Below are 21,619 nucleotides of genomic sequence, written 5' to 3' on the forward strand. Positions count from 1 at the left end.
TCGAGTGGTCACGATCGGCCGCTTCGGGGTCGCGCGAGCCGGCGATTTGCGACCACTCGATGTGATGGGGCGGCGCGGCGCGCACGGCGCGGTCGGCGCCGGCACGCGGCATCCGCTCGGCTCGGGTCAGTGGCCGGCGGAGCCCGCCTCGGTCACGCCGACATCCGTGCGGTGGAAGTTCTGGAACGAGCGCGACGCGGTCGGTCCGCGCTGCCCCTGGTAGCGCGAGCTGTACTCGGCCGAGCCGTAGGGCCGCTCGCTCGGCGACGACAGCCGGAAGAAGCACATCTGCCCGATCTTCATGCCTGGCCAGAGCTTGATCGGCAGCGTCGCCACGTTCGAGAGCTCGAGGGTGACGTGCCCCGTGAACCCGGGGTCGATGAAGCCCGCCGTGGAGTGCGTGAGGAGCCCGAGCCGGCCGAGCGAGCTCTTGCCCTCGAGGCGGGCGGCGATGTCGTCGGGCAGGGTGACGGCCTCGTAGGTCGACGCGAGCACGAACTCGCCCGGGTGCAGGATGAACGGCTCGTCGGGCCGCACCTCGATGAGGTGCGTGAGCTCGGGCTGGTCCTCCGCCGGATCGATGAACGGGTACTTGTGGTTGTCGAACAACCGGAAGTACCGGTCGAGGCGCACGTCGATCGACGACGGCTGGATCATCGCCGGTTCGTACGGCTCGAGCCCGATGCGCTCGCGGTCGAGTTCGGCCCTGATGTCGCGATCCGAGAGAAGCACGCTGACAGCGTAGCAACGCTTGCTAGGATGGCTTCCGTTGCACCGTCACCCGCAGAAACGGGCGGGCGGATGCCGCATGCGGATGTAGTTCAATGGTAGAACTTCAGCTTCCCAAGCTGATAGCGCGGGTTCGATTCCCGTCATCCGCTCCAATGTTCGACCGCACCCCGGTGGCGAGGGAAGCCCCGATGCGAGTGCGTTCGGTCGCCCCCCGAACGGGGGGAGATCTTGAGCTTTCTACAACATTCGCCGTGCGACTGCTCCGTCTGCTAGTAAAGGGTAGCCAAGTCCCCCCAGCGATTGGATGACAATGACGACTCCCAGCGGTGACCAGCAGTCGGATGTGCTCGAGCGGAGCGACTACGAGGCCGTCGGAGGGGCGCCGGCGATCACCGCGGTGGTCGGCAGGTTCTACGAGCTGGTGGTGGCCGATGAGCGGCTCGCCGGCTACTTCGAGGGGGTCGAGATGGTTCGGCTCAAGCGTCACCAGGTGGCCCTCATCTCGCAGGTCATGGGCGGCCCGGTCGAGTACTCGGGCCGTGAACTGCGCGGGGCGCACGAGGGCATGGGCATCTCCACCGACGACTTCGCCGTCGTCGTCGAGCACCTCGTGACGGCGCTGACCGAGGCCGGCGTGCCGTCGGAGATCATCGGTCGCGTGGGCGCCGCGCTCGGTGCGACCGAATCAGACATCGTCGAGGTGCCCTCGACGGGAGCCTGACTCGGTGAACACCGCCGCTCTCAAGGAGACCTGGGCCGCGGCCGAATCCCTCGGCGACGACGTTCCGCTCTACTTCTACTCGCACCTCTTCCTCACCCATCCCGAGCTGCGGAGCATGTTCCCGGTGTCGATGGCGACGCAGCGCGACCGACTCGTCGGCGCGCTCGGCCGCATCGTGTCGAGGGTCGACCAACTCGACGAGGTCACCGCGTTCATCCAGCAGCTCGGCCGGGACCACCGGCGATTCGAGGTGATCGCGGAGCACTACGACGCGGTCGGCGTCTCGCTGCTCGCCACGCTGAAGCACTTCCTCGGCGAAGGATGGACCGAGGAGCTCGCCGCCGACTGGGCCGCGGCGTACGGCGTCATCGCGACCGTCATGGTGCAGGCCGCGGAGGAGTCCGAGCAGACGAGCCCGGCGTCCTGGGCTGGGCACGTGCTCGCGGTGGAGCGGCGAAGCCTCGACATCGCGGTCATCCAGGTCCGGCCCGAGCCGGCGCTGCCCTTCGAGCCGGGCCAGGCGATGGCCGTCGAGAATCCGTCGCGACCCCGTCTCTGGCGCTACCTCAGCCCGGCGAACGCGCCGCGTTCCGACGGAACCCTCGAATTCCACGTCCAGCTGGTCCCGGGCGGGCAGTGGAGCGGCGCGATGGTGCGCCTGCTCGCCGTCGGCGAGACGCTGCGCCTGGGCGCTCCGGTCGGGCAGGAGCTCACGCTCGGCGACCACGAGCGCGCGCGCGACCTGCTCATGGTCGCCGGCGGCGCCGGCCTGGCGCCGCTCCGAGCGCACCTCGAGCGCATCGACCAGCACTGGCAGGCGAGCGGCGTCGCCCCCAACGTGCACCTGTTCCACGGGGCCCGCGTGCCCTGGAACCTCTACGAGAACAAGCTGCTCCGCGACCTCGCGAGCCGCCCCTGGTTCACGTACACGCCGGTGATCTCCGGAGACCCGAGCTTTCCCGGTCGCAAGGGCCTGGTCGGCGACATCGCCGCCGACGAGGTCGCCCGGCCCGGCCTTCTCGCCCTCGTGTGCGGATCGCCCGACATGGTCAGGCACACGGTGTCGCGTCTGCGTGACGCCGGCATGCCGTCGACCGACATCCGGTTCGAGCAGTTCGCCACGCTCGACGAGGACAGCCACGCACCGCATCACCACACCCAGAACCTGCAGCCGGCGACGGCTGCCGTAGAGCGAGTGGGGACCCCCGTATGACGCCCACCTGGTCCGACGAGGACAGCCTTCCCGAAGCTCCGCCCGCCGCCCTGCACGAGGGTGCCCTGGCGGGTGCGGTGGGCCGCCTCCCCGAGGTGGGCGACGTGAACTTCAGCGTCCGGCACATCGGCGGCGGGTACGACCGGGTCGAAGTCGACGCGTTTCTGGAGCAGCTGGCCGCAACCGTGAGCGAGGTACGTGCCGCCCTCGACAGCAGCCGCCAGGAGTTGGCGAGTCTGCGCGCGGAGAACGCCAAGCTCAGCGCGGCGACCGGCGCGGACCTCGAGCAGGAGATCGCCGCCGGAGCCGTCGGCTTGCTCTCGCAGGCGCAGCTGATCGCGGACCGGGCGGTGGCCGACGCCGAACAGTACGCACGCGACATGGTGCTGGCCGCTCGCGACCAGTACCGCGAGGTACTCGAGCGCGCCGAACGCAGCGCCGGCCACGTGGCCACGGCGCTGGCCACCGCGACCGTGACCGAGGGTCCGAGCGTTCCCGAGATCGAGTACGTGCGCACCTACGCCAAGGTCGCCCAGATCCAGCTCCGCTCGGTGCTCGACGCCCTGACCGAGCAGGTCGATCGTCTCGGCAGCCTGCCCCAACACGATGCGGAGCTCGCCACGTCCGCGACCACTGCCGAGCCGGTCGAGGAGCAGGTCGGCGAACCCGACTGGGCACGGCCGACCACCACTCGCGGATCGTACGTCGAGCCCGAATCGTTCACGATACCGGCATCGTTCTCTGAATCAGGGTCGCTCTCGCTGCCGGAGTCATCCTCCGAGCCCCAGACATTCCCCGAGGCGCGAGCCGCAGCCCGCAACTGATCGCCCTGGAAGCCCTGGAATGCCGGGGCTCAGTGAGCGTCGTCCATGCCGGTGACATGCACGGCATAGCCGACGCAACCGGCATCCTCCCACCGGTACTCCGGTGCGACCTCGGGATCGTCGGGCCCGAACTCGGGGACGCCGTACAGCGCTTCGAACTCCGCTGTCCCAGGCTGAGCCTGGAATGCCGCCAGTTGCTGCTCGCGGGTGGGACCCCAAGCAAGGAGCCAAGGGGCCGTGAAGCGATATTCCAAGCCCTTCTCCTGCATGCAGTCGGCGGTGATGCCCTGCTGTGCGAGCCAGATCTCGGTACCCGCCGGGTCCGGGTCGTCGACGGGCCGGGGGATGGTCGCGATGTCGGTGGACGCGTCGTAAGTGGGGAGGCCGAACTCGTTCTGGGCAGTCTGGGCCGCGTCGGGCGGCTCAGTGAGCGACGGCTCGCTCGGCGTCGGCACGGTGGACGCGGGCTCGCCGGCGCTCGCGCGCGGTTCCGCCGTTCGGGTGATCCGCTCGTACGCGGACGAGACGAGGGCGTCGGCGGCAGACGACTCCGCTTCGTGCTCGGCGAGTGAGTTCGCGCCCACCGCCACGAGCGTCGCGGCCGTGCCGACCGCGACGACGGTGGCGACACCAGCGACGATCAACGCGAATCTGGCCCGGCCTGCGGCACGGCGTGGCCGATTTCGTTCGGCGGCGAGCAGGTCATCGACCTCAGGCACGTGGCACTCCTTGACGTTGGATGTCGGCTGCACGACCGCCCCGGCTTCTCGTCGGCAGGCGGAGCCAATGGATCGCGGCGGTGAGGCAGACGAGGGCGAGCGCACCGCCGATGGCGTACGTGGCCGGTTCCCACCACGGAAGGCGGATCTGCAGGACGCCCGCGCTCGCGCTGACGAAGTACAGCGCTCGCCCGGTCTCGGCGATGATGAGACTCGTCGGAACGGCGAGTGCAAACGCTGCCCAAGCGCGCTGCTGTTCTCCGACCATCGCCATCAACGCCATCAGTGCGATGAGACCCAGGGCGACCGCCCCGAGCGCCGCACCGGGCACGCTCTGCACGTCGCCGATCAGCAACGCCCGCACGAGGCGGAACAGCACGAACCCGCCGAGCCCGACATCGAGGACGCCGATCATCACCACGGCGGAGAACAGGGCCGCGTCGGCGCGCAGTGCCAGCCGGACTCCCGGATCGACGCCCTGGAGCATGGTCGACCGCCAGGCCAGGTCCGCCGGGACACCCCGGAGCGCTCGCAGCCGGATCGACCACGCGAGGCGCCTCGTGGTCACCCCGGTCTCGCGTGCCCAGACCGCGTGCTCATGCAGGTCGGAGGCGATCTCGTCCTGCCGGGCGGCCGCGACCGCGGCATCGAGGCCGCGGGTGTACGTCATCGTCCATCGCAGGACCCCGCGCGCGGCGCGGTGGAACTCGCTGCTGGACTCGACGTTCACGCGATCACCGGCCTCGTCACCGAGCTCGGTGTCGAGGCAGCACGCTCGGACGCCCGGAGCGCCGCCTCTCCGGCGCCGGTCACCCGATACAGCCGGCGGCGGGGCCGCCCGGCCATTTCGGCCGGCTCGGGTGCTTCCCATTCGGCTTCGAGCAGTCCCGCCTCGGCCATGCGGTTGAGCGCCTTGTACAGGGTGCCGTGCGCGAGGAGCGCAGCTCCGTCTCGACTCGCCAGCGCCCGCGCCAACCCGAAGCCGAAGAACGAGCCCTCCTCGGCCTGCAGTGTCGACCCGGCATCGAGGATCGCCAGCTCGAGTGGCAGAAGGACCCCGGGTCGTCGTCGCGGCATATCGACACTATAGGAAGATAGGTGCCCATACGTCAATACCTACCTGAGGGATACTCTGCGTCTGGGAGCGGGCCTCCCCGCTCAGGTGCCGAGCACGTGGAACAGGTCGTAGACCATGAACGCCGGCCAGACGAGGCCCTGGAAGATCGCGCCCACGTACTCCCAGAAGCCATCGGCCTGCTGCCAGAAGTAGACCCACGCGCCGAAGATCCCGAGACTGTAGAACGCTCCGCCGCCCGCGAGGCAGCCTGCGTTCGTGCTTCTGTCGGTCATCACGCACCCCCTGTCGAGCAGGCTACGCCCATGGCTCCGGATGCCGCTCGCCGAACTCCTCGGAGTCGGTGATCGGCATCGCGATCACCCGGTGATCAGCTCTGGTCGGGCACACCCGCGGGCGGCGAGACGGCCTCGGAGGGGTGCCGCGCCCGCACCCAGATGGGCGGGTGCGGCATCCGATATTCTCGGTAGAGCTTGTTCGCGAACGGCGCCCAGATGATCACGGCGACCCCGGCACCGACGAGCAGGCCGCCGATCGTGTCGGAGATCCAGTGGGCACCGAGGTACGTGCGACTGAGCATCATGAGCAGCGTGTAGATCGCGCCGGTCACCCAGACCCAGGTGCGCAGGAAGATGAGGCCCAAGGCGGCCGCCGTCACCGCCGCGTTGGCGCTGTGCCCCGACGGGAACGAGCCGAAGTCGGGCTGCACGAGGATCTCCTCGGGGCGCGGCCGGGCCACCATGACCTTGATCACGCGCGTCACGGTCGCGCTCGCGATGGTGGCCGCGAGGTAGTACGCGGCGCCCCACGGCCTTCGGAACAGCAGCAGCCCGCCGATGATCACGGCCGGCACCGCGAAGGTCGAGAGGAGCCCGCCCCCGATGGCGTTGAACACGAGCGCGGGCGTCGTCAGCCAGTCGGCCCGGTTCGCGGCGAGCCCCGACATGTACTCGACCTCGAAGCCGAAGGGCTTGTCGCGCTCCCGGTAGAAGATGACGAAGGCGAGCACCACGACGAGTGCGAGGGCCGCGCCGCCCGACACCACGGGCCAGAGCCGGGCGACCTTCACCGGCGCCGGAGCGGTGGAGGCCGGATCGAGCGCGTGCGGTTCGCGGTCGACCTGGTCGGTGTCCGCCTGCGCGTGCTCGTCCATGCCGCTCACTCCTCCTGGTCCGCCTCCGACGCATCCACCTCGGCCGGGGTGCCGACCCGCACGGTGCGCCAGGTGTCGACGGCGATGACGATGCCGAGCACCACGAGCGACAGCGCGATCGAGGCGAGCGCGTCGGTCGCCCAGTGGTAGCCCAGGTAGATCCGGCAGGCCGCGGTCAACAGCACGATGACGGATGCCCCGATGAACGCGAGCACCATGATGACGGGCCTGCGGTGCCGGGAGAAGACGAGGTAGGTCGTGATGAAGAGGAAGTCGGCCACGCCCATCACGTGACCAGACGGGAACGAGGAGGTGTGGTCGATCTCGAGCATCATGTCGCCGACGGGCGGACGCTCGCGGGAGATGATCGGCGCGAGCACCTGCACGATGATGACGCCGAGGAGCATGCCACCGGCGAGCAGCAGCGGCCGCCACGCGTGCTTGGCGAGGATGCCCCAGGTCACCGTCGTGACGAGGATGATGATCGGCATCGCGATCGGCCCGAACACCGTGGCGAGCACGATCATCACCGTCGTGAGCCACTCGGCGTGGGTACCGTCGAGCCAGTGCTCGATCGGCTTGTCGACGGTCGAGATGTCGTCAGCCTCGAGCACCGAGTCGAAGATGAAGAGGAACGCGGCGAGTCCGACGACGATCAGCACGATCGCGACGATGTAGAGATTGCGCTTGGCGGATGCCGGGACGACGCGCTCCTCGACGATGAACCTCTCGTGGAAGCGCCGCAACCGGCCGGGTCGCTCCGTCGTCTCCGTCATCGTGAGGCCTTTCCGCCGGCGCCCGCGGGGGAGGTCGGGTTCGGCTCCTCCACAGTATGCCCAGGCGCCGCCCCGCCGTAGCGAGACGGGGAGCATTGCACGACCGGTCGGAACCTGCTAGAGCCCGCGTTCTCGCCGCACGCGACAGGGGCCGTGGCGCCGATGCGCGCGCCACGACCCCTCGTTCGTCGCCGGTCCGGACTACCCGGTCGTCGCGGGCTGCCCGCCCGCGGCATCCGTCGCCGCCGCGGTCGTCGACGAGGCCGGCGGGTTCACCAGCACGTCGTCGAACGTCGCCTTCTCCTCGGCGGTGCGCTGGTCCCACTTCGGCTTGCGCACCGCGTAGAAGATGAGCGGCGGCACGCCGAGCGCGATCACGACCAGCGCCACGAGCAGCGGATAGGCCCACCCGGGCGCACCCTCCGCGAAGCCCTCGGGCGGGATGAAGCCGAGGCAGAACGCCGCGAGGCACGCGAGGAACCCGATGCTCGCGATCACCGTCATGGCCGGAACGCGGTAGCTGCGCACGACCTCGGGCCGCTTGGAGCGCAGCCGGATGGCCGCCGCGAACATCATCATGTACATGATGAGGTAGAGCGCCGCCGCCATGTCGACGAGCAGGATGAACGCCGTGTTGATGTTCGGCACGAAGATGAACAGCGACGCGAGCAGCGTCACCACGATGCCCTGCACGGTGAGGATGCCGACCTGCACGCCGGCCTTGTTGCGCCGCTGCAGGAACGCCGGCAGGTAGCCGCTGCGGGCCGCGGCGAGGAGTCCTCGCGATGGGCCGGCGATCCAGGTGACGACCGAGGCGAAGGCGCCCAGGGCGATGAGCAGCGACAGCACCGGCGTGAGCCACGGCACCCCGAAGGCCTCGAAGTACGCCTGGAACGCGAGGTTGATGCCCGTGGTCAGCCCGAGCTGGCTCGACGGCACGACGAGGCCGATCGCGATCGTCGGCACGATGAAGATCCCGAGGATCAGGATCGAGGCGAGCAGCACCGTCTTGGGGTACTGCTTGCCGGGGCTCTTCAGGTCGTTCGCGTGCACGGCGTTGACCTCCATGCCGGCGTACGCGAGCACGTTCGACACGATGAGCACGATCGACGCGATCCCGGTGAACGGCGGGATGATGGACGACGCGGTGAGCGGGATCTGGCTCGTCTGGCCGGTCGCGACCCAGCCGATGCCGAAGATGATCAGCAGCAGTCCCGGGAAGATCGTGCCCGCCAGGCCGCTCCACGAACCCACCTTGGCGAAGAGGTTGCCGCCCTTCAGCGTGATCCACGTCGAGAACCAGTACAGCACCAGGATGATGATGGCCGTGTACAGGCCCGAGTTCGCCAGGTTCGGATCGAGGAACACGAACGCGAGGGATGCGGCGATGAACGCGATCTGGGTCGGATACCAGACGACGTTCTGCACCCACTGGAGCCAGATCGCCTGGAAGCCCCAGCGTTCGCCGAACGCCTCACGCACCCACGTGAACACGCCGCCCTTCCACCCGGTGGCGAGCTCGGCGGCCACGAGGGCCGTCGGGATGAGGAAGAAGATCGCCGGGATGATGAACAGCGTGATCGACCCGAGCCCGTAGCCGGCCATGGCCGGCAGGCTCCGCAGCGAGGCGACCGCGACGACGGTCAGGATCGCCAGCTGCATGAGCGACATGAACTTCTGCGACGTCACGCCCGGTGAGCCGATCGCCGGCTTGTGCGGCACTTTGTCGAACGGGTGCGGCTTGACGTGCTCGGGCGACGGCGCCGGCGTGCCGTCGGCCCGCTTCGGTGCTGCGGAACTCGCCGGCGTACTCGCCGGCTCCTTGATCTGAGTCATGGTTCAGCCCCTCAGTGCGTGAAGGAGGACACTTGGCCCTCGTGCGGCATCGGTGCGTCGAGGTCGTCGAGGTAGGCGACGGCCTCCTGGATGTCGAGCACGAGCGACTCGGCGAGATTCCGGCTCAGGCCGTTGCGCACCACGATGCGCTGCACCACCAGGTCGGAGATGTTGTCGGGCATCGGGTAGGCCGGAATGAGCCATCCCTTGAGGCGCAGGCGTTCCGACAGGTGGTAGAGGTTCCACTTGTCGGTGTGGCCCGGCGTGAGCTGCCAGGCGAAGACGGGGATGTCGGTGCCGTCGTTCCAGAGGTCGAAGGCGTCCATCTTCCCGATCTCGCCCGACAGGTAGACCGCGACATCCTGCGACGCCTGCTGCACCTTGCGGTACCCGTCCCAGCCGAGCCGGAGGAACAGGTAGTACTGCAGCAGCACCTGGGCCCCGGGGCGCGAGAAGTTCAGTGCGAACGTCGGCATGTGCCCGCCGAGGTACGTCACGTCGAACACGAGGTCCTTGGGCAGGTCGTCGACGGTGCGCCAGACCACCCAGCCGAGACCGGGGTACACGAGGCCGTACTTGTGGGCCGACGTGCTGATCGAGACCACCCGGTCGACCCGGAAGTCCCACTCGAGGTCGGGCTGCAGGAACGGCGCGATCATGCCGCCGGATGCCCCGTCGACGTGGATCTTCACGTCGAGCCCGGTGTCGGCCTGGATCTTGTCGAGCGCCTCGGAGATCTGCTTCACCGGCTCGTACATGCCGGTGTAGGTGACGCCCATGATCGCGACGACGCCGATCGTGTTCTCGTCGACGTACTTGTCGAGGTCGTGGCCGTCGAGCACCTTGTGCTCGTCGCTGATCGGCACGTACCGGGCCTCGACGTCCCAGTAGTTGCAGAACTTCTCCCAGCAGACCTGCACGGCGCTCGAGAGGATGAGGTTCGGCTTCTCGGTCGACTTGCCGGCGGCTCGCCGGGCGACCTGCCAGCGGCGCTTCAGGGCGAGGCCGCCGAGCATGCACGCCTCCGATGAGCCGATCGTGGAGGTGCCGATGGCGTTCTCGGGGTCTGGCGCATTCCAGAGGGAGGCGATCATCTTCCAGCAGCGCGTCTCGATGGCCGCGGTCTGCGGGTACTCGTCCTTGTCGATCATGTTCTTGTCGGCGGACTCGGCGTAGAGCTTCGACGCGTACGGGTCCATCCAGGTGCCGACGAAGGTCGCGAGGTTGAGGCGCGCGTTGCCGTCGAGCATGGCCTCGTCGTGCACGATCTGGTACGCCGTCTCGGGCAGCGACTCGGCGTCGGGCAGCCGGTCCAGCGGGAAGTCCGTGGCCTCGCCCTCCCGCGCGAAGATCGGGTTCAGCTGGTTGCGCCCCGTGATCCCCGCGAACGCGTGGGTGGACTGGTCGGGTGTGATGGGTCCCGCTCCGTCACCGGAACCGGAGTGCGAGCGTGGCTTGAGATCGGTCATGTGTTCCCCCTGCATCTGCTTCGTTGCGCATCGATACCGCCGGACCATCGCGAGACGGCAGAGGTAGGGGTGTCGGCTCCCAGGCGATCCATTCGCCAGTCTGAACCCGACCCCGTGGACGGTCAATAGTCCACATCGCGTGAAAACCCGAGCGAACGGGGTACAGGGGGCCTCACGTCAACGTCCCGCTCCGGCAGGGCGGATGGGTAGCGTTGGAGGAATGACGGCCGCCGATGCGAACTCCGGGACCGGGCGTGCGCTTCCCGGCGGCCGGCTGCTGACCGTCACGTGGACCGTCCCCGACCAGTTCGGCGGCATGACGTCGGCCCTGCTGCACCGCTCGCGCGCGTTCGCCCGGATCGCCGGCCGGCCCGTCGACATCCTCACGCTCGACGGGCGCCCCGACTATCCGGCCGTGCGGGAACGGCTCGAGCGTTCGGGCGAGCTCCGTCCGGGCATGCGGCTCCGGAACCTCTACGAGGACCTCCGCACCGGGACCCCGCGAGCGGCCTCGGCCGGCGGGGCGGACGTGACGGTCGAGGCCGCGGCCGTCGCCGTCGAGCCGAGCGCGGTCGGCGTGGACCGCACGACGGTCGCCGAGGCATCCGACGGTTCGACGCTCGTGGAGTCGTGGCGGGACGGACGACCGATCGCGCTCGAGCACCGTCGCGCCGACGGCACGATCGCCGTGCTCGACGAGCGGGTGCGCGACTCGGGCCCCCGGCGCCTGATCACCTGGTTCGACGCGTCGGGCACGCCCGCCCGGCAGTGGACGAGCGCCTGGGACTGCTACGCCGACTGGCTCGACGCCCTCATCGGCGGCGAGCCGGCGTTCGCGATCGTCGACAGCAAGACCACCGCGCGGTTCATGGCCGGGTACCGGCGCCCGAACGTCACCACGGTCCACGTGGTGCACAACTCGCACCTGCAGGGCTCCGCCCGTCCCGTCGGCGTGCTGCGCCCGTCACGTCGGCCGGTCTTCGCGCACCTCGAGCGCTTCGACGGCGTCGTGTTCCTCACCGAGCGGCAGCGAGCGGATGCCGCGGCGCTGCTGTCCGACCCGGGCAACCTGTTCGTCGTGCCGAACGGCATCGACGCCCCGCGGCGTCCGCCGCTCGCCGACATCGACCGCGACCCGGCCGCGGGCGTCGTCGTCGCGCAGCTCACCCGTCGCAAGCGCGTCGATCACGCCCTCGACATCGTCGCCGGGTGCCGGACACGCGGCATGCCCGTCACGCTCGACGTCTTCGGCGATGGGCCGGATGCCGCGAGCGCGCGATCGAGGGCGAGCGCGACCGGGCTCGGCGACGCCGTGACCTTCGCCGGTCACCGTCGCGACGCCGCCGAGGCCTTCGGCGGCGCCTCGTGGACGCTGCTCACGAGCACGTCGGAGGGAGCGCCGCTCGTGCTCGCCGAGGCGATGTCGCGCGGGTGCATCCCGGTGGCCTACGACATCCCGTACGGCCCCGCCGACGTGATCACCGACGGGGTCGACGGGGCCCTCGTGCCCGATGGCGATCGAGACGCGGCGGCAGCCGCGATCGCCCGCATCGCGTCGCTTCCGTCCGAGGCGCGCGAACGGATGCGCGACGCGGCGCGCGCATCGGCCGGCCGGTTCGACGACGAGCGCATCCTCCACGACTGGGCTCGCGTGCTCGAGCAGGCGCGTCGCCGCCATGCTCGGCCGGTGCCACGGGTGGACGCGACGGTGGAGCGGCTGCGCGTCCGGTTCCTGCGCGGGCGGCTGCGCGTCTCGGTGCGCCTCGCGGAGGTGCCTCCGGGTGCCCTCGTGGTGATCACGCTCGCCGCGCGCGGTCGCGACGGGGCGCTGGTGCGCACGCGGCGGCGAGCGCGCGGCGGTCGGGTCGTCTGGCGCCTCGACGCCGCCCGCACCGCACTCGTGGGGCCGCGGCATCCGCTCGCCTGCACCGTCGCCGTGGAGCTCGAGGGTTCGCACGTCGAGCTCGAGACGACCACGGTGTTCCCCGACGCACGCTCGACCGCACGACGCATCGCGCGGCGCGTCGCCCAGCGGGTCGGACGGCGCGACGCCGGCGCACCGCCTCGCTAGACCGTGGCCGCAGCCTGGAGCCGCCCCGACGCGACCGCGGCCGCGAACGCCGCGTAGTCGCGCTCGTTCTGGTCGCCGTAGTCGCGGGCGAACTCCGCGACGGCCCGGTCGAACCGGTCGGTGTTCCCGAGGTACGAGGCGATCGCCACCCGGTCGCCCGCACGTGAGTGCGCCCGCGCGAGCGTCTCCCCGCACACGCGGGCGTACACGCGTGCTCCCGACGGCACGAGCGACTCGACGTCGGCCGCGCCCTTCCAGTCGTGGAGCTGGCGGATGTAGAAGTCGCGGTCCACGCCGTCGAACCCGGCCTGGCGGTGCCAGCCCAGGAAGATGTCGCTCGCCGCCTGCATCAGCCGCTGGCCGCGCACGACGCGTTCGCCGTGATTGTCGTACGCGCTGGGCTGCAGGAACCGCTCGAGCACCGATGCCTCGGCCTGCTTGGCCTGCAGGAGCAACGGGTCCTGGTCGTCTCGACCCCGCAGCAGCACGATCCACGCCCGGGTGCCGACGCTGCCGACGCCCACGACCTTGCGGGCCAGGTGCACGTAGGAGAACTCCCGCATCGGATGGTGCTCGAGCTGGAGGGTCGACTGGTAGGACGCCAGCACCTCCCGCATCCAGTCCTCCTCCTGCTCCCTCGTGCGCCCGACCGGGTCGAGCTGCTCGATCGGCACGATGAGCGGCGGGTCGGCCTTGATCCGCACCTGCCCGTCGACCACCTCCGTGAGCTTGGACACGGCGCGCATGCTGTCCTTCGTGCGTGCCTTCGCGAGCGCGGCATCCGCGTTCTTCACCTGCTTGGAGCCGAGCTGCTTGCGCTGCCGCTCCGCTTCGACGAACGCCAGGAAGCGCTCGGTGTCGAGCTGGTCGTACCAGGCGTCGAGCACGCGCGCCCCCGCGGCCTGGAGCATCCGCTCGCGATACCCGCGCACCGCCGTGAGGTTGATCTCGTGGCGCTCCTCATCGGTGTAGCCGTTGTTGCGCCCGGCGACCTCGAAGCTCGCCGCGAGGCGCTTCACGTCCCACTCCCACGGGCCGGGCAGGGTCTCGTCGAAGTCATTCATGTCGAAGACCATGCGGCGCTCGGGCGTGCCGAACACGCCGAAGTTCGACAGGTGCGCGTCGCCGCAGATCTGCGTCGTGATGCCCGAGATCGGGGTGCCTGCGAGGTCGGCGGCCATGACCAACGCGGCGCCGCGATAGAACGTGAACGGCGACACGAGCATGCGTGCGTGCCGGATCGGCACCAGCTCGGGCACCCGCGTCGTGGCCTGCTCCTCGAGGAGCGCGACCGGGTCGGCGCGGCCCGCCGGAGGCGTCCAGCCCGCGTGCGACGACCGCGGCGAGCGCCGTCGCGCCTCCTTGCCGTATTCGGCCCTCGCTGCGAAGTCGGTAGGCGCCGGCGGCGCCAGGTCCTCGACCCCTCGCCCACCGCCTGCCGCCGTCGTCTCGTCGATGCTCATGTCACGACCTCCGCTCCCTCATCCGTTCCAGGGCTTTCAGTGCGCGGCCGGCCGGCGACGTCGGTCGGGATCCCGCGTGAGAAGAACAGCGACAGCAGGGCGATCACGATCAGGGCCACGAGCGAGACGCGCAGCGACTCGATCTGCGAGTTCGCGTAGACGCGCTCGAGCTCGGCCGCCTCGGCGTCGTCGAGGCCGGCTTCACGGGCGAGGTCGGGCACGGATGCCGCGGGCACGATGTCCACGCCGCCCTGGGTGGCCTCCGCCACCACGACCTGGGTGTCCTTGGGCAGGTCGCTCGTCGCGACGCCCGACGCGAACGACGTCGCGAGGGTGCCGATGAGCACCGAGCCGATGAGGGCGGTGCCGAGCGACGAGCCGAGGTTCTGGAACACGCCCTGCAGGCCGCCGACCTCGCTGGACTGCTCCTCGCCGACGCTCGACATGTTCACGTTGCCGATCTGGGAGGCGAGAAGGCCGAGCGCGGCGCCGGCGACGAACATGCCGAGCCCGAACGCCGGGCTCTTGAGCTCGATGTCGACGGCCCCGAGGAGCACGAAGGACGCGAGCACGAGGAGCAGCTGTCCGACGCGGATGATCCGCCGAGGCGACCACACCACGGCGAGGCGGGTGCCGAGGATCGAGAAGAGGATGAGCGAGATCGACAGCGGGAAGATCCGGATGCCGGTCTGCAGTGCGTCGAGGCCGAGCGTCATCTGCAGGTACACGGGCATCATGAAGAAGAGCCCTGCCGTCATCGCGTACTGGGCGAGGAGCACGGTGAGGCCGCTCCGCAGGCGGAGGATCCGGAACAGGGTGATGTCGACGAGCGGTGCCCGGCCGGCTGCCGCCAGTTGCCGCTGGCGACTGACGAACCACCACAGCAGCGCGGCGCCGGCGAGCATGAACCAGGTCGTGGGCGAGATGCCGAGCGGTGCGAACTCGACGCCGGCGACGACGGGCGGATGCTGTGGGATGATCCAGCCCCACGTCTTGCTCTGCAGCATCCCGTACACGATGAGCACCAGGCCGGCGGCCGAGAGCACCACGCTCAGCAGGTCGATGCGCGACGGCCGGGCTCCGGTGGGGTCGGCGATCCTCCGTGCGAACAGCACGACCACCGCCATGATGACGACCTCGCCGACGAACACGTAGCGCCAGCTGAGGTACGTCGTCATGTAGCCGCCGATCAGCGGGCCTGCGGCGACCGCGGCACCCGACGCGGCGCCGATGATCGCGTACGCCGCCGCCCTCGCCCGCCCGACGTAGTTGTCGGCGATGAGTGCGGCGATGGCCGGGATGACGAGCACGGCGCCGAGACCCTCGACGATCGACCACCCGAGGAAGAGCACGACGACGTTGGGGCTGAGCGCGGTGGTGAGCGAGCCCACGGCGTACACGATCGAGCCGATGACGAACGCCCGACGTCGGCCCCAGATGTCGCCGAGCTTCGCGCCGAGCAGCATGAACGCCGCCATCGTCAGCGTGTAGAAGGTGATGGCGGCCTGCATCGCGTCGACCGTGGTGTCGAGATCCTCCACGACCGTGGAGATCGACACGTTCATGACCGTGCCGTCGAGCACCATCACGAACTGCGCGCTCGCGAGGATCGCGATGACCGGCCAGTTCTTCACTCGGACCTCTATCCCGCCCGACCCCAGGCGATCTGCGGATGCGGCGAGGCACTGCTCACCTCTGCCGATCGTCCCACCGATCGGCGTCGCGGCATAGAGCGCTATCGAACGCCGAGCACCCCGTATCGGAGGTACACGACGCCGGTCGCGAACCGCCGTTCGTCACGGAGTTCCAGGTCGAGCCGGATGCCGCGGGGCAGCAGCGCCGTGCCCCCGCCGACGGCGACCGGGTGCACGAACAGGTGGACCTCGTCGACGAGGCCGGCCCGGAACGCGTGCTCCGCCAGGTGCGGGCCGGAGACGGAGAGGTCGCGCTCGGCCTCCTGCTTCATGCGGCGCACCGCGTCGGCGTCGAACGCCCGCTCGAGTCGCGTTCGAGGGGTCGTGACGTCGGTGAGCGTCGAGGAGTACACGACCTTGTCGGTGTCCTGCCAGATCGCCGCGTACTCCCGCTCGGGGCCGGGAAGCTCGTGCTCGGTGTCGGCGTCCTGCCAGAACCGCATCACCTCGTACATGCGACGGCCGTACAGGTAGGTTCCGATGGGTCGTTCGAGCTCGTTGACGAAGGAGTGCAGCTCGGGGTCCGGCCTGCCCCAGCTGAAGTCGCCCTTCTCATCGGCGATGTACCCGTCGAGCGACGTGATGCCCGCGCAGATCAGTGCACCCATGCGGCGCCTCCTTCGTCAGGCCTTCGGGCAGATGCCGAGCGCCTGCATGTTGGCCGTGGCCTGGTCGACCGACCACGGCAGCTCGGTGAGCGGCCGCTTGCGCCCCTCCGCGGCATCCGCCTTCGACGCGATGGAGGCCAGGGCGAACGCGGTCTCGCGCACGAAATCAGGCCCGGGCGTCGAGTTGTTGAGGGCGACCACGACGGTGAGGCCGTTGTCGGGATCGGTGAACGCCGCGGTCAGCGCACCCGGCACCTCGCCGGCCGTGCCGCGCATCGGCCCGTACTGCAGCCCGCCGATCCCTGCGGACTGCCAGGCGGGCGCGTTGCCGCCGAGCGGGATGGTGGTCCACTGCTGCTTCTCGGCCTTCTCACTGAGGAGCGCCCCCGTGGCGAACGCCTCGCTCAGGGTGCGCGTGTCCTCGAGGGTCGAGATCGCGCCGGCCGCCGCGCCCCCCATCGAGCTCGACTGGGTCGAGTCGTCCACCAGCACGGCGCAGTCGGGGCCGCCGGTCGGCGCGATGGCCGCCGAGTAGGCGCCGAGCACCCCGGCGTGCTCGGTGACCGACGCCTGCGGCATGCGGGTCTGCTCCAGGTCGAGCGGGTCGTAGACGTACTGCGCGGCGAGGTCGGCCCACGATCGCCCGCTCGCCCGCTCGAGTGCGAAGGCGAGCAGCAGGATGCCGGTGCGCGATTCCCGCACCTGTTCGCCCGGCGGGCCGACGCGGGTGAGGGCGAGGCCGTTGGAGAGGAGCTCGTTCGGAGGCCAGATCCGCTCAGGGTTCGAGATGAAGGTGCTCCGCAGCACGGGATAGTAGTCGGCGAGGCCCGACGTGTCCCGGCAGAGCTGCTCGAGCGTGATGCCGTCGAGCGAGGGGATCCAGTCGACGTACTGGTTCACTTCGTCGTCGAGCTGCACGGTGCCGGCATCGACGAGGCGCAGGAGCACGGTGCAGGTGACCTCGGTGGTGACGGTGGCGAGCCGGAAGCTGTCGTCGACCCTCGCCGCCGCGGCCTTCTCGCCGAAGCCGACGGTGCCGGATGCCCCGGTCCACTCCCCCGCCCACGGCGCCCACACTCCGGCGATGCCGCCGCTCGACCCGCTGAGTGCCACGGCCTGGTCGAGCACGGCGTCGAGCCGCTCGGCCAAGTCGTCGGCGAGGGGGGCGTCGACCGGGTCGAACTTGGCGACGGGGCTGACGCTGGCGCCGAAGCATCCGCTCAGGCCGAACGCGAGCACCACCGCGGTGGCGACGGCGGGGAATCCCCGTCGACGCCGGGATGGTCCCTGTCGTTCACCCACGCAAGCCCCCCTTGCTGTGTCAGACCTGATTGTAACCCGCACAGCAAGCGCGGCCTCGGTGCCCGCGCGGCAGGATCTGCGGCCACGATCATGCCGCATGGGGCATCCGCCGACGCCGGCCTCCAATCCGCGAAGGGTGCGGCAGCGAACCACCCGTGCACCCCGACCACCGGGGTCACGAAGGAGGCACACCCATGCGCAACTCGCCCAACCGCATCGTCGCGACCGTGTTCGGCGCGGTCTACGTGCTCGTCGGCCTGCTCGGCTTCGCCGTCACCGGCGGCGTCGGATTCGTCGCCACGGAGGGTGGACTCCTCCTGGGCGTCTTCCAGGTGAACCCGCTGCACAACGTCGCGCACCTGCTCATCGGGGCCGCCCTGCTGATCGCCGGCTTCGTCGGGGTCACCGCCGCGAAGGCCGTGAACTCGATCGTGGGCGGCGCCTACCTGCTGCTCGGCATCGTCGGGTTCTTCCTGGCCGGCACCTCGGCCAACATCCTGGCGCTCAACACCGCCGACCACTTCCTGCACCTCGCGAGCGCGATCGTGCTGCTCGGCGTCGGGCTCGGAGCCGAGCGCTCCGCACGCGTGGCCGTGGCCTAGGGAGCCGGGCCATGACCGCACTGGCGACGATGGCGCGAACGTGGCCGATGCTGGCGGCGTTCGGCGCCGGCCTCGTGCTGCTCGCCCTCTCCGCCGGTGCAGGGGGAGCAGCGGGAGGCGTCCTCGCAGCCGTCGGCGTCGCCGCGCTCGCGTGGGGCGTCCTCTCGCTGCACCGCGGCCGGCCCGTCCTTCCCGGCGCCACCCTCGGGGTCGGGGTCGCGCTGCTCGTGGGTGCCGCCGTGCTCGTGGGCACCGGCCTCGCCGGGACGGCCGGCGTCCCGGCCGGTCCCCTGCTCGCGGCATCCGTGTTCGCCGCGGTCGTCGCCGGCGACGCCGCGCTGGCCGTGCGCCGCCGGGCTCGGGGCATGGGCCCGGGTGCCGCGGTGAACGGGGCACCGGATGCCGCCGGCCGCCCAGCGATCGACGGCCGCCGGTCACTCGTGGGACTCGTGGCGGGGGCGCTGCTCGTCGCCGGGCTGGCGACCCCGGCGCTCGCGGCGACCGAGGCGGGACGCCTCGCGGTGCCGCACGGCGAGCACGGCGGTGGGGGCTCGTCGTCGACGCCCGACCCGGCACACCACCATTGACGGTTTCACCCGACGGCCCACCGACGGCCCACTGACCGCGGCCGGGAGTGCGTGGCGATGACGCTCCCGGTCGCACCCAGGGGCGGCGTGGGAGCAGGATCCCGCGTCGCCCCGCCCCCCGTCGGCCGGCCTCCGCTCAGCCGGCCTGTGCGCAGCCGGCCCTTGCTCGGCCGGCCCCTGCTCAGCCGGCCGCGCCTCCCGCCGCGTCCGCCGCGTCCGTGGCGCCGACATCCGCCCCGATCTCGCGGAGCGCGCCGGCCATGAACCGCTCGACGTCACGGTCGACGATGATGTCGCTGGGGCGCAGCGGACGGCTGAGGTAGAGCCCGTCGAGCGCCGTGAGCCGGCTCAGCGCGACGTAGGTCTGGCCGGGGCTGAACGCGCGGGGGCCGAGGTCGACGATCGCGGTCTCGTAACTCGCACCCTGCGACTTGTGGATGGTGACCGCCCACGCCAGTCGGAGCGGGTACTGGGTGAACTCGGCGACGATCTCGCGGTGCAGCTTCTTGGCCGTCGCGTCCCATGAGTAGCGGTACTTCTCCCACGTGACCGGCTCGACCTCGTGCTCCTCGCCGTCGATGTCGACGCGCACCTCGCGCTGCAGCGACGTGACGGTGCCGATCGTGCCGTTCACCCAGCGAGGGCCGTCGCCGCGCACCGCGGTGTCATTGCGCAGGAACATCACCTGCGCGCCGAGCTTCAGCTCGAGCCGCTCGTCGGCGGGGAACGTGCGCCCGCCGAAGTCGCCGTTCACCTCGGCCTCGTTCGCGATCGACTGGCCGGGCAGCCGATGCAGCTGCGAGTGGTTGATGCGGTTCACGGTGCCGTTCGTGGTCGCCAGGGTGATCGCCCCCTGCTCGGGCAACGGCCGGCGGGCGCCGACGTCGTTGAGCACGCCGGCGATCTCGGCGGTGACGGCGCCGTGCCGCACGGCGTTGAGCATGACCTTGAACTCGTCGTCGTGCTGGCGATGCACCTCGCCCAGCTCGTAGATGCGCAGGTCGGCCTCGTTCCACACCTTCGCGTCGAAGAACCACATCGACCGGTAGGTGTCGGCGAAGTAGCGCCGCTCGTCGCCGCTTCCCGGCACCGGCGCGAGCTGGTAGGGGTCGCCGAAGAGCACCACCTGCGCGCCGCCGAACGGCTCGAACGGCCGCTGCCTGGCCTGGCGCAGCGACCGGTCCATCGCGTCCATGAGGTCGGCGTTGACCATGGAGACCTCGTCGATGACCAGGGTGTCCATGGCGTTGAGGATCTTGCGCACCGCGTCGTTCTGGTCGATGTCGTGGTCGGCGATGACCCCGATCGGCAGGCGGAACAGGGAGTGGATCGTCTGCCCGCCCACGTTGAGCGCGGCGACCCCGGTGGGCGCACAGATCACGATCTGCTTGGCCGTGTGCCAGTTCAGGTGGTTCAGCAGGGTCGACTTGCCGGTGCCCGCGCGCCCGGTGACGAACACGTGCTCGCGGGTGCCCTCGATGGCCTGGAACACCGCGGCCTGTTCGCGGGTGAGGGTGACGTTCTGCACTGGTTGCCTTCGGCGAGCGGATGCCGCGCGCGGCTCTCGCGGCGACGACGCCCGAGCGGGCGCGCTCCCACTGTAACCGCGCGGCGGGCGGCCGCGGGCGTACCGGTCCCGACGGTCCGATCAGCACCGCCCGCGGGCCCTGCGGTGGAGGACGGGTCGCGCGGCCCTCCCCACATAGACTGTGCGGGTGGGGAGCTCGGTCGTGCGCGAGGGTCGCTTGTCCCTCGCGGCCGTCGCGGGGTGGCTCGGCCTCGCCGTGCTCGTCGTCGGGGCGTTCCTCGCCGCGCTCGGCGCCCTGAACCAGACCATCTACGGCGCGTCCAGCTTCGTCGAGCGCTACCTCGAGGCCATCGCCGACGACGACATCGCCGCGGCATCCACGACCCCCGGCGTCGCACTCGACGCCGACGAGCTCGCCGCGCTCGGCCTGCCCGCGAACGTCTCCACCGCGATGTTCCGTTCCGGCGTGGTCGAGGCCGGGCCCGAGGACGTGCGCATCCTCAGCGACGTCGCGGGCGACGACGGCACGCACTCGGTCACGGCGAGCTACCGCCTCGACCTGGCGATCGTGGAGACGACATTCGACGTCCGCCCCATCGAGCCGCTCTACGGGGTGCTCAACCGCTGGGAGTTCGCGGTCAGTCCGCTGGCCGTCATCGACGTCACGGCGGCGCACAACCCGCTCTTCACCGTCGGCACGCTGACGCTCGACACGCGCGCCAACAAGACGGGTGACGAGCTCACGGCGTTCACGCAGACCGCGCCGTACCTCGCCATCGCCCCCGCGGTCTACGAGTTCGGCTACACCTCGACGCTGCTCGAGGCGGTGCCCGCGCCGCTCACCGTCGAGCCGTCGAGCCGGCCGGCCGTCACCGTCGACTCCGAGCCCACCGAGACGTTCGTGCAGCGCGTGCAGGTGAAGGTCGACGACTACCTGCAGCAGTGCACGACCCAGGCCGTGCTCCAGCCGGCCGGATGCCCCTTCGGCGTCGAGATCGACGACCGCGTCATCGGCGACCCCGTGTGGACCATCGTCACCAGTCCGCAGGTCACGCTCACCGCCGGCGAGACCGCGTTCGAGATGCCGCCGACCGAGGGCGTCGCCCACATCTCCGTCGAGGTGCAGTCGCTCTTCGACGGCGACATCTCGCAGTTCGAGGAGGACGAGCCGTTCCTGCTCGCCCTCAGCGCGACGATCCGGCCCGACGGCAGTATCGCGATCCAGCTGAAGTGACGATGAGCGGAT

General features: G+C 70.6%; 21 protein-coding genes and 1 tRNA gene. 8 read left to right on the forward strand and 14 right to left on the reverse strand.

All coding sequences use genetic code 11. From position 1 onward, the window contains the following. Positions 1 to 126 precede the first annotated feature (126 nt). A complete protein-coding gene (dcd, locus tag AC1DZA_RS08610) occupies positions 127 to 732 on the reverse strand; it encodes a dCTP deaminase (RefSeq protein WP_159602929.1) in 606 nt (201 codons plus the stop codon). Between the two features lie 78 nt (positions 733 to 810). Between dcd and AC1DZA_RS08615 the strand changes: the two genes are divergently transcribed. The 4 genes from AC1DZA_RS08615 (at position 811) to AC1DZA_RS08630 (ending at position 3,490) form a co-directional block, all read left to right on the forward strand. Further along, a tRNA-Gly gene (locus AC1DZA_RS08615) sits at positions 811 to 884 on the forward strand. A gap of 158 nt (positions 885 to 1,042) precedes the next feature. Next, the gene (locus AC1DZA_RS08620; RefSeq protein WP_476772435.1) at positions 1,043 to 1,453 is read left to right on the forward strand and encodes a group I truncated hemoglobin; all 411 of its coding nucleotides are present in this window, start codon (positions 1,043 to 1,045) and stop codon (positions 1,451 to 1,453) included. A gap of 4 nt (positions 1,454 to 1,457) precedes the next feature. Next, on the forward strand, positions 1,458 to 2,666 hold the full coding sequence (locus tag AC1DZA_RS08625; RefSeq protein ID WP_476772436.1) for a globin domain-containing protein: 1,209 nt from the start codon (positions 1,458 to 1,460) through the stop codon (positions 2,664 to 2,666). Beyond that, the gene (locus AC1DZA_RS08630; RefSeq protein WP_476772437.1) at positions 2,663 to 3,490 is read left to right on the forward strand and encodes a DivIVA domain-containing protein; all 828 of its coding nucleotides are present in this window, start codon (positions 2,663 to 2,665) and stop codon (positions 3,488 to 3,490) included. The genes AC1DZA_RS08625 and AC1DZA_RS08630 overlap by 4 nt, the downstream gene beginning before the upstream one ends. Positions 3,491 to 3,519: 29 nt before the next feature. Here the strand turns inward: AC1DZA_RS08630 and AC1DZA_RS08635 are convergent, their stop codons facing one another. From AC1DZA_RS08635 to gad, 8 genes are all read right to left on the reverse strand, one after another. Next, positions 3,520 to 4,209, reverse strand: a complete 690-nt coding sequence (locus tag AC1DZA_RS08635; RefSeq protein WP_476772438.1) for a hypothetical protein — start codon at positions 4,207 to 4,209, stop codon at positions 3,520 to 3,522. Further along, positions 4,202 to 4,879: a hypothetical protein gene (locus AC1DZA_RS08640; protein ID WP_476772439.1), complete on the reverse strand. Its 678-nt coding sequence runs from the start codon at positions 4,877 to 4,879 to the stop codon at positions 4,202 to 4,204. The genes AC1DZA_RS08635 and AC1DZA_RS08640 overlap by 8 nt, the downstream gene beginning before the upstream one ends. Before the next feature lie 56 nt (positions 4,880 to 4,935). Further along, a complete protein-coding gene (locus AC1DZA_RS08645) occupies positions 4,936 to 5,286 on the reverse strand; it encodes a PadR family transcriptional regulator (RefSeq protein ID WP_476772440.1) in 351 nt (116 codons plus the stop codon). Between the two features lie 81 nt (positions 5,287 to 5,367). Next, complete coding sequence (locus AC1DZA_RS08650; protein WP_476761641.1) at positions 5,368 to 5,559, reverse strand: hypothetical protein; 192 nt, start codon at positions 5,557 to 5,559, stop codon at positions 5,368 to 5,370. 95 nt (positions 5,560 to 5,654) lie between these two features. Next, on the reverse strand, positions 5,655 to 6,437 hold the full coding sequence (locus AC1DZA_RS08655) for a phosphatase PAP2 family protein (RefSeq protein ID WP_476772441.1): 783 nt from the start codon (positions 6,435 to 6,437) through the stop codon (positions 5,655 to 5,657). Between the two features lie 5 nt (positions 6,438 to 6,442). After that, positions 6,443 to 7,213: a phosphatase PAP2 family protein gene (locus AC1DZA_RS08660; RefSeq protein WP_476772442.1), complete on the reverse strand. Its 771-nt coding sequence runs from the start codon at positions 7,211 to 7,213 to the stop codon at positions 6,443 to 6,445. Between the two features lie 201 nt (positions 7,214 to 7,414). Next, a complete protein-coding gene (gadC, locus tag AC1DZA_RS08665) occupies positions 7,415 to 9,049 on the reverse strand; it encodes a glutamate/gamma-aminobutyrate antiporter GadC (RefSeq protein ID WP_476772443.1) in 1,635 nt (544 codons plus the stop codon). Between the two features lie 11 nt (positions 9,050 to 9,060). Then, the gene (gene gad, locus AC1DZA_RS08670; RefSeq protein WP_476761646.1) at positions 9,061 to 10,518 is read right to left on the reverse strand and encodes a glutamate decarboxylase; all 1,458 of its coding nucleotides are present in this window, start codon (positions 10,516 to 10,518) and stop codon (positions 9,061 to 9,063) included. 220 nt (positions 10,519 to 10,738) lie between these two features. Here gad and AC1DZA_RS08675 point away from each other — a divergent pair, with 220 nt between their 5' ends. Then, positions 10,739 to 12,589 carry a glycosyltransferase gene (locus AC1DZA_RS08675; RefSeq protein WP_476772444.1) on the forward strand — a complete coding sequence of 617 codons (1,851 nt, stop codon included), beginning with the start codon at positions 10,739 to 10,741 and terminating at the stop codon, positions 12,587 to 12,589. Here AC1DZA_RS08675 and AC1DZA_RS08680 read toward each other — a convergent pair. The 4 genes from AC1DZA_RS08680 to AC1DZA_RS08695 all read right to left on the reverse strand — a co-directional run bounded on the left by AC1DZA_RS08680 (position 12,586) and on the right by AC1DZA_RS08695 (position 17,656). Next, a complete protein-coding gene (locus AC1DZA_RS08680) occupies positions 12,586 to 14,052 on the reverse strand; it encodes a DUF2252 domain-containing protein (protein WP_476772445.1) in 1,467 nt (488 codons plus the stop codon). The genes AC1DZA_RS08675 and AC1DZA_RS08680 overlap by 4 nt on opposite strands. Then, positions 14,049 to 15,686, reverse strand: coding sequence for an MFS transporter (locus tag AC1DZA_RS08685; RefSeq protein WP_476772446.1), 1,638 nt, complete (start codon positions 15,684 to 15,686; stop codon positions 14,049 to 14,051). The genes AC1DZA_RS08680 and AC1DZA_RS08685 overlap by 4 nt, the downstream gene beginning before the upstream one ends. A 101-nt stretch (positions 15,687 to 15,787) precedes the next feature. Beyond that, positions 15,788 to 16,354 carry a dihydrofolate reductase family protein gene (locus AC1DZA_RS08690; protein ID WP_476772447.1) on the reverse strand — a complete coding sequence of 189 codons (567 nt, stop codon included), beginning with the start codon at positions 16,352 to 16,354 and terminating at the stop codon, positions 15,788 to 15,790. 15 nt (positions 16,355 to 16,369) lie between these two features. Next, positions 16,370 to 17,656 (reverse strand): serine hydrolase domain-containing protein, encoded by a 1,287-nt coding sequence (locus AC1DZA_RS08695; protein ID WP_476761102.1) that lies wholly within the window; start codon positions 17,654 to 17,656, stop codon positions 16,370 to 16,372. A gap of 194 nt (positions 17,657 to 17,850) precedes the next feature. Here AC1DZA_RS08695 and AC1DZA_RS08700 point away from each other — a divergent pair, with 194 nt between their 5' ends. Both AC1DZA_RS08700 and AC1DZA_RS08705 read left to right on the forward strand, forming a co-directional pair. Next, entirely contained in the window at positions 17,851 to 18,258 is a 408-nt protein-coding gene (locus AC1DZA_RS08700; protein WP_476772448.1) for a DUF4383 domain-containing protein, read from the forward strand. 11 nt (positions 18,259 to 18,269) lie between these two features. Next, positions 18,270 to 18,845 (forward strand): hypothetical protein, encoded by a 576-nt coding sequence (locus AC1DZA_RS08705; RefSeq protein WP_476772449.1) that lies wholly within the window; start codon positions 18,270 to 18,272, stop codon positions 18,843 to 18,845. Between the two features lie 181 nt (positions 18,846 to 19,026). Here AC1DZA_RS08705 and AC1DZA_RS08710 read toward each other — a convergent pair whose 3' ends face one another. Then, a complete protein-coding gene (locus AC1DZA_RS08710; RefSeq protein WP_476772450.1) occupies positions 19,027 to 20,373 on the reverse strand; it encodes an ATP-dependent DNA helicase in 1,347 nt (448 codons plus the stop codon). A 187-nt stretch (positions 20,374 to 20,560) separates the two neighbouring features. Here AC1DZA_RS08710 and AC1DZA_RS08715 point away from each other — a divergent pair, with 187 nt between their 5' ends. Then, the gene (locus AC1DZA_RS08715; RefSeq protein ID WP_476772451.1) at positions 20,561 to 21,607 is read left to right on the forward strand and encodes a hypothetical protein; all 1,047 of its coding nucleotides are present in this window, start codon (positions 20,561 to 20,563) and stop codon (positions 21,605 to 21,607) included. The last annotated feature ends 12 nt before the right edge of the window (positions 21,608 to 21,619 follow it).

The organism is Agromyces sp. P2_B3 (genome assembly GCF_056404815.1).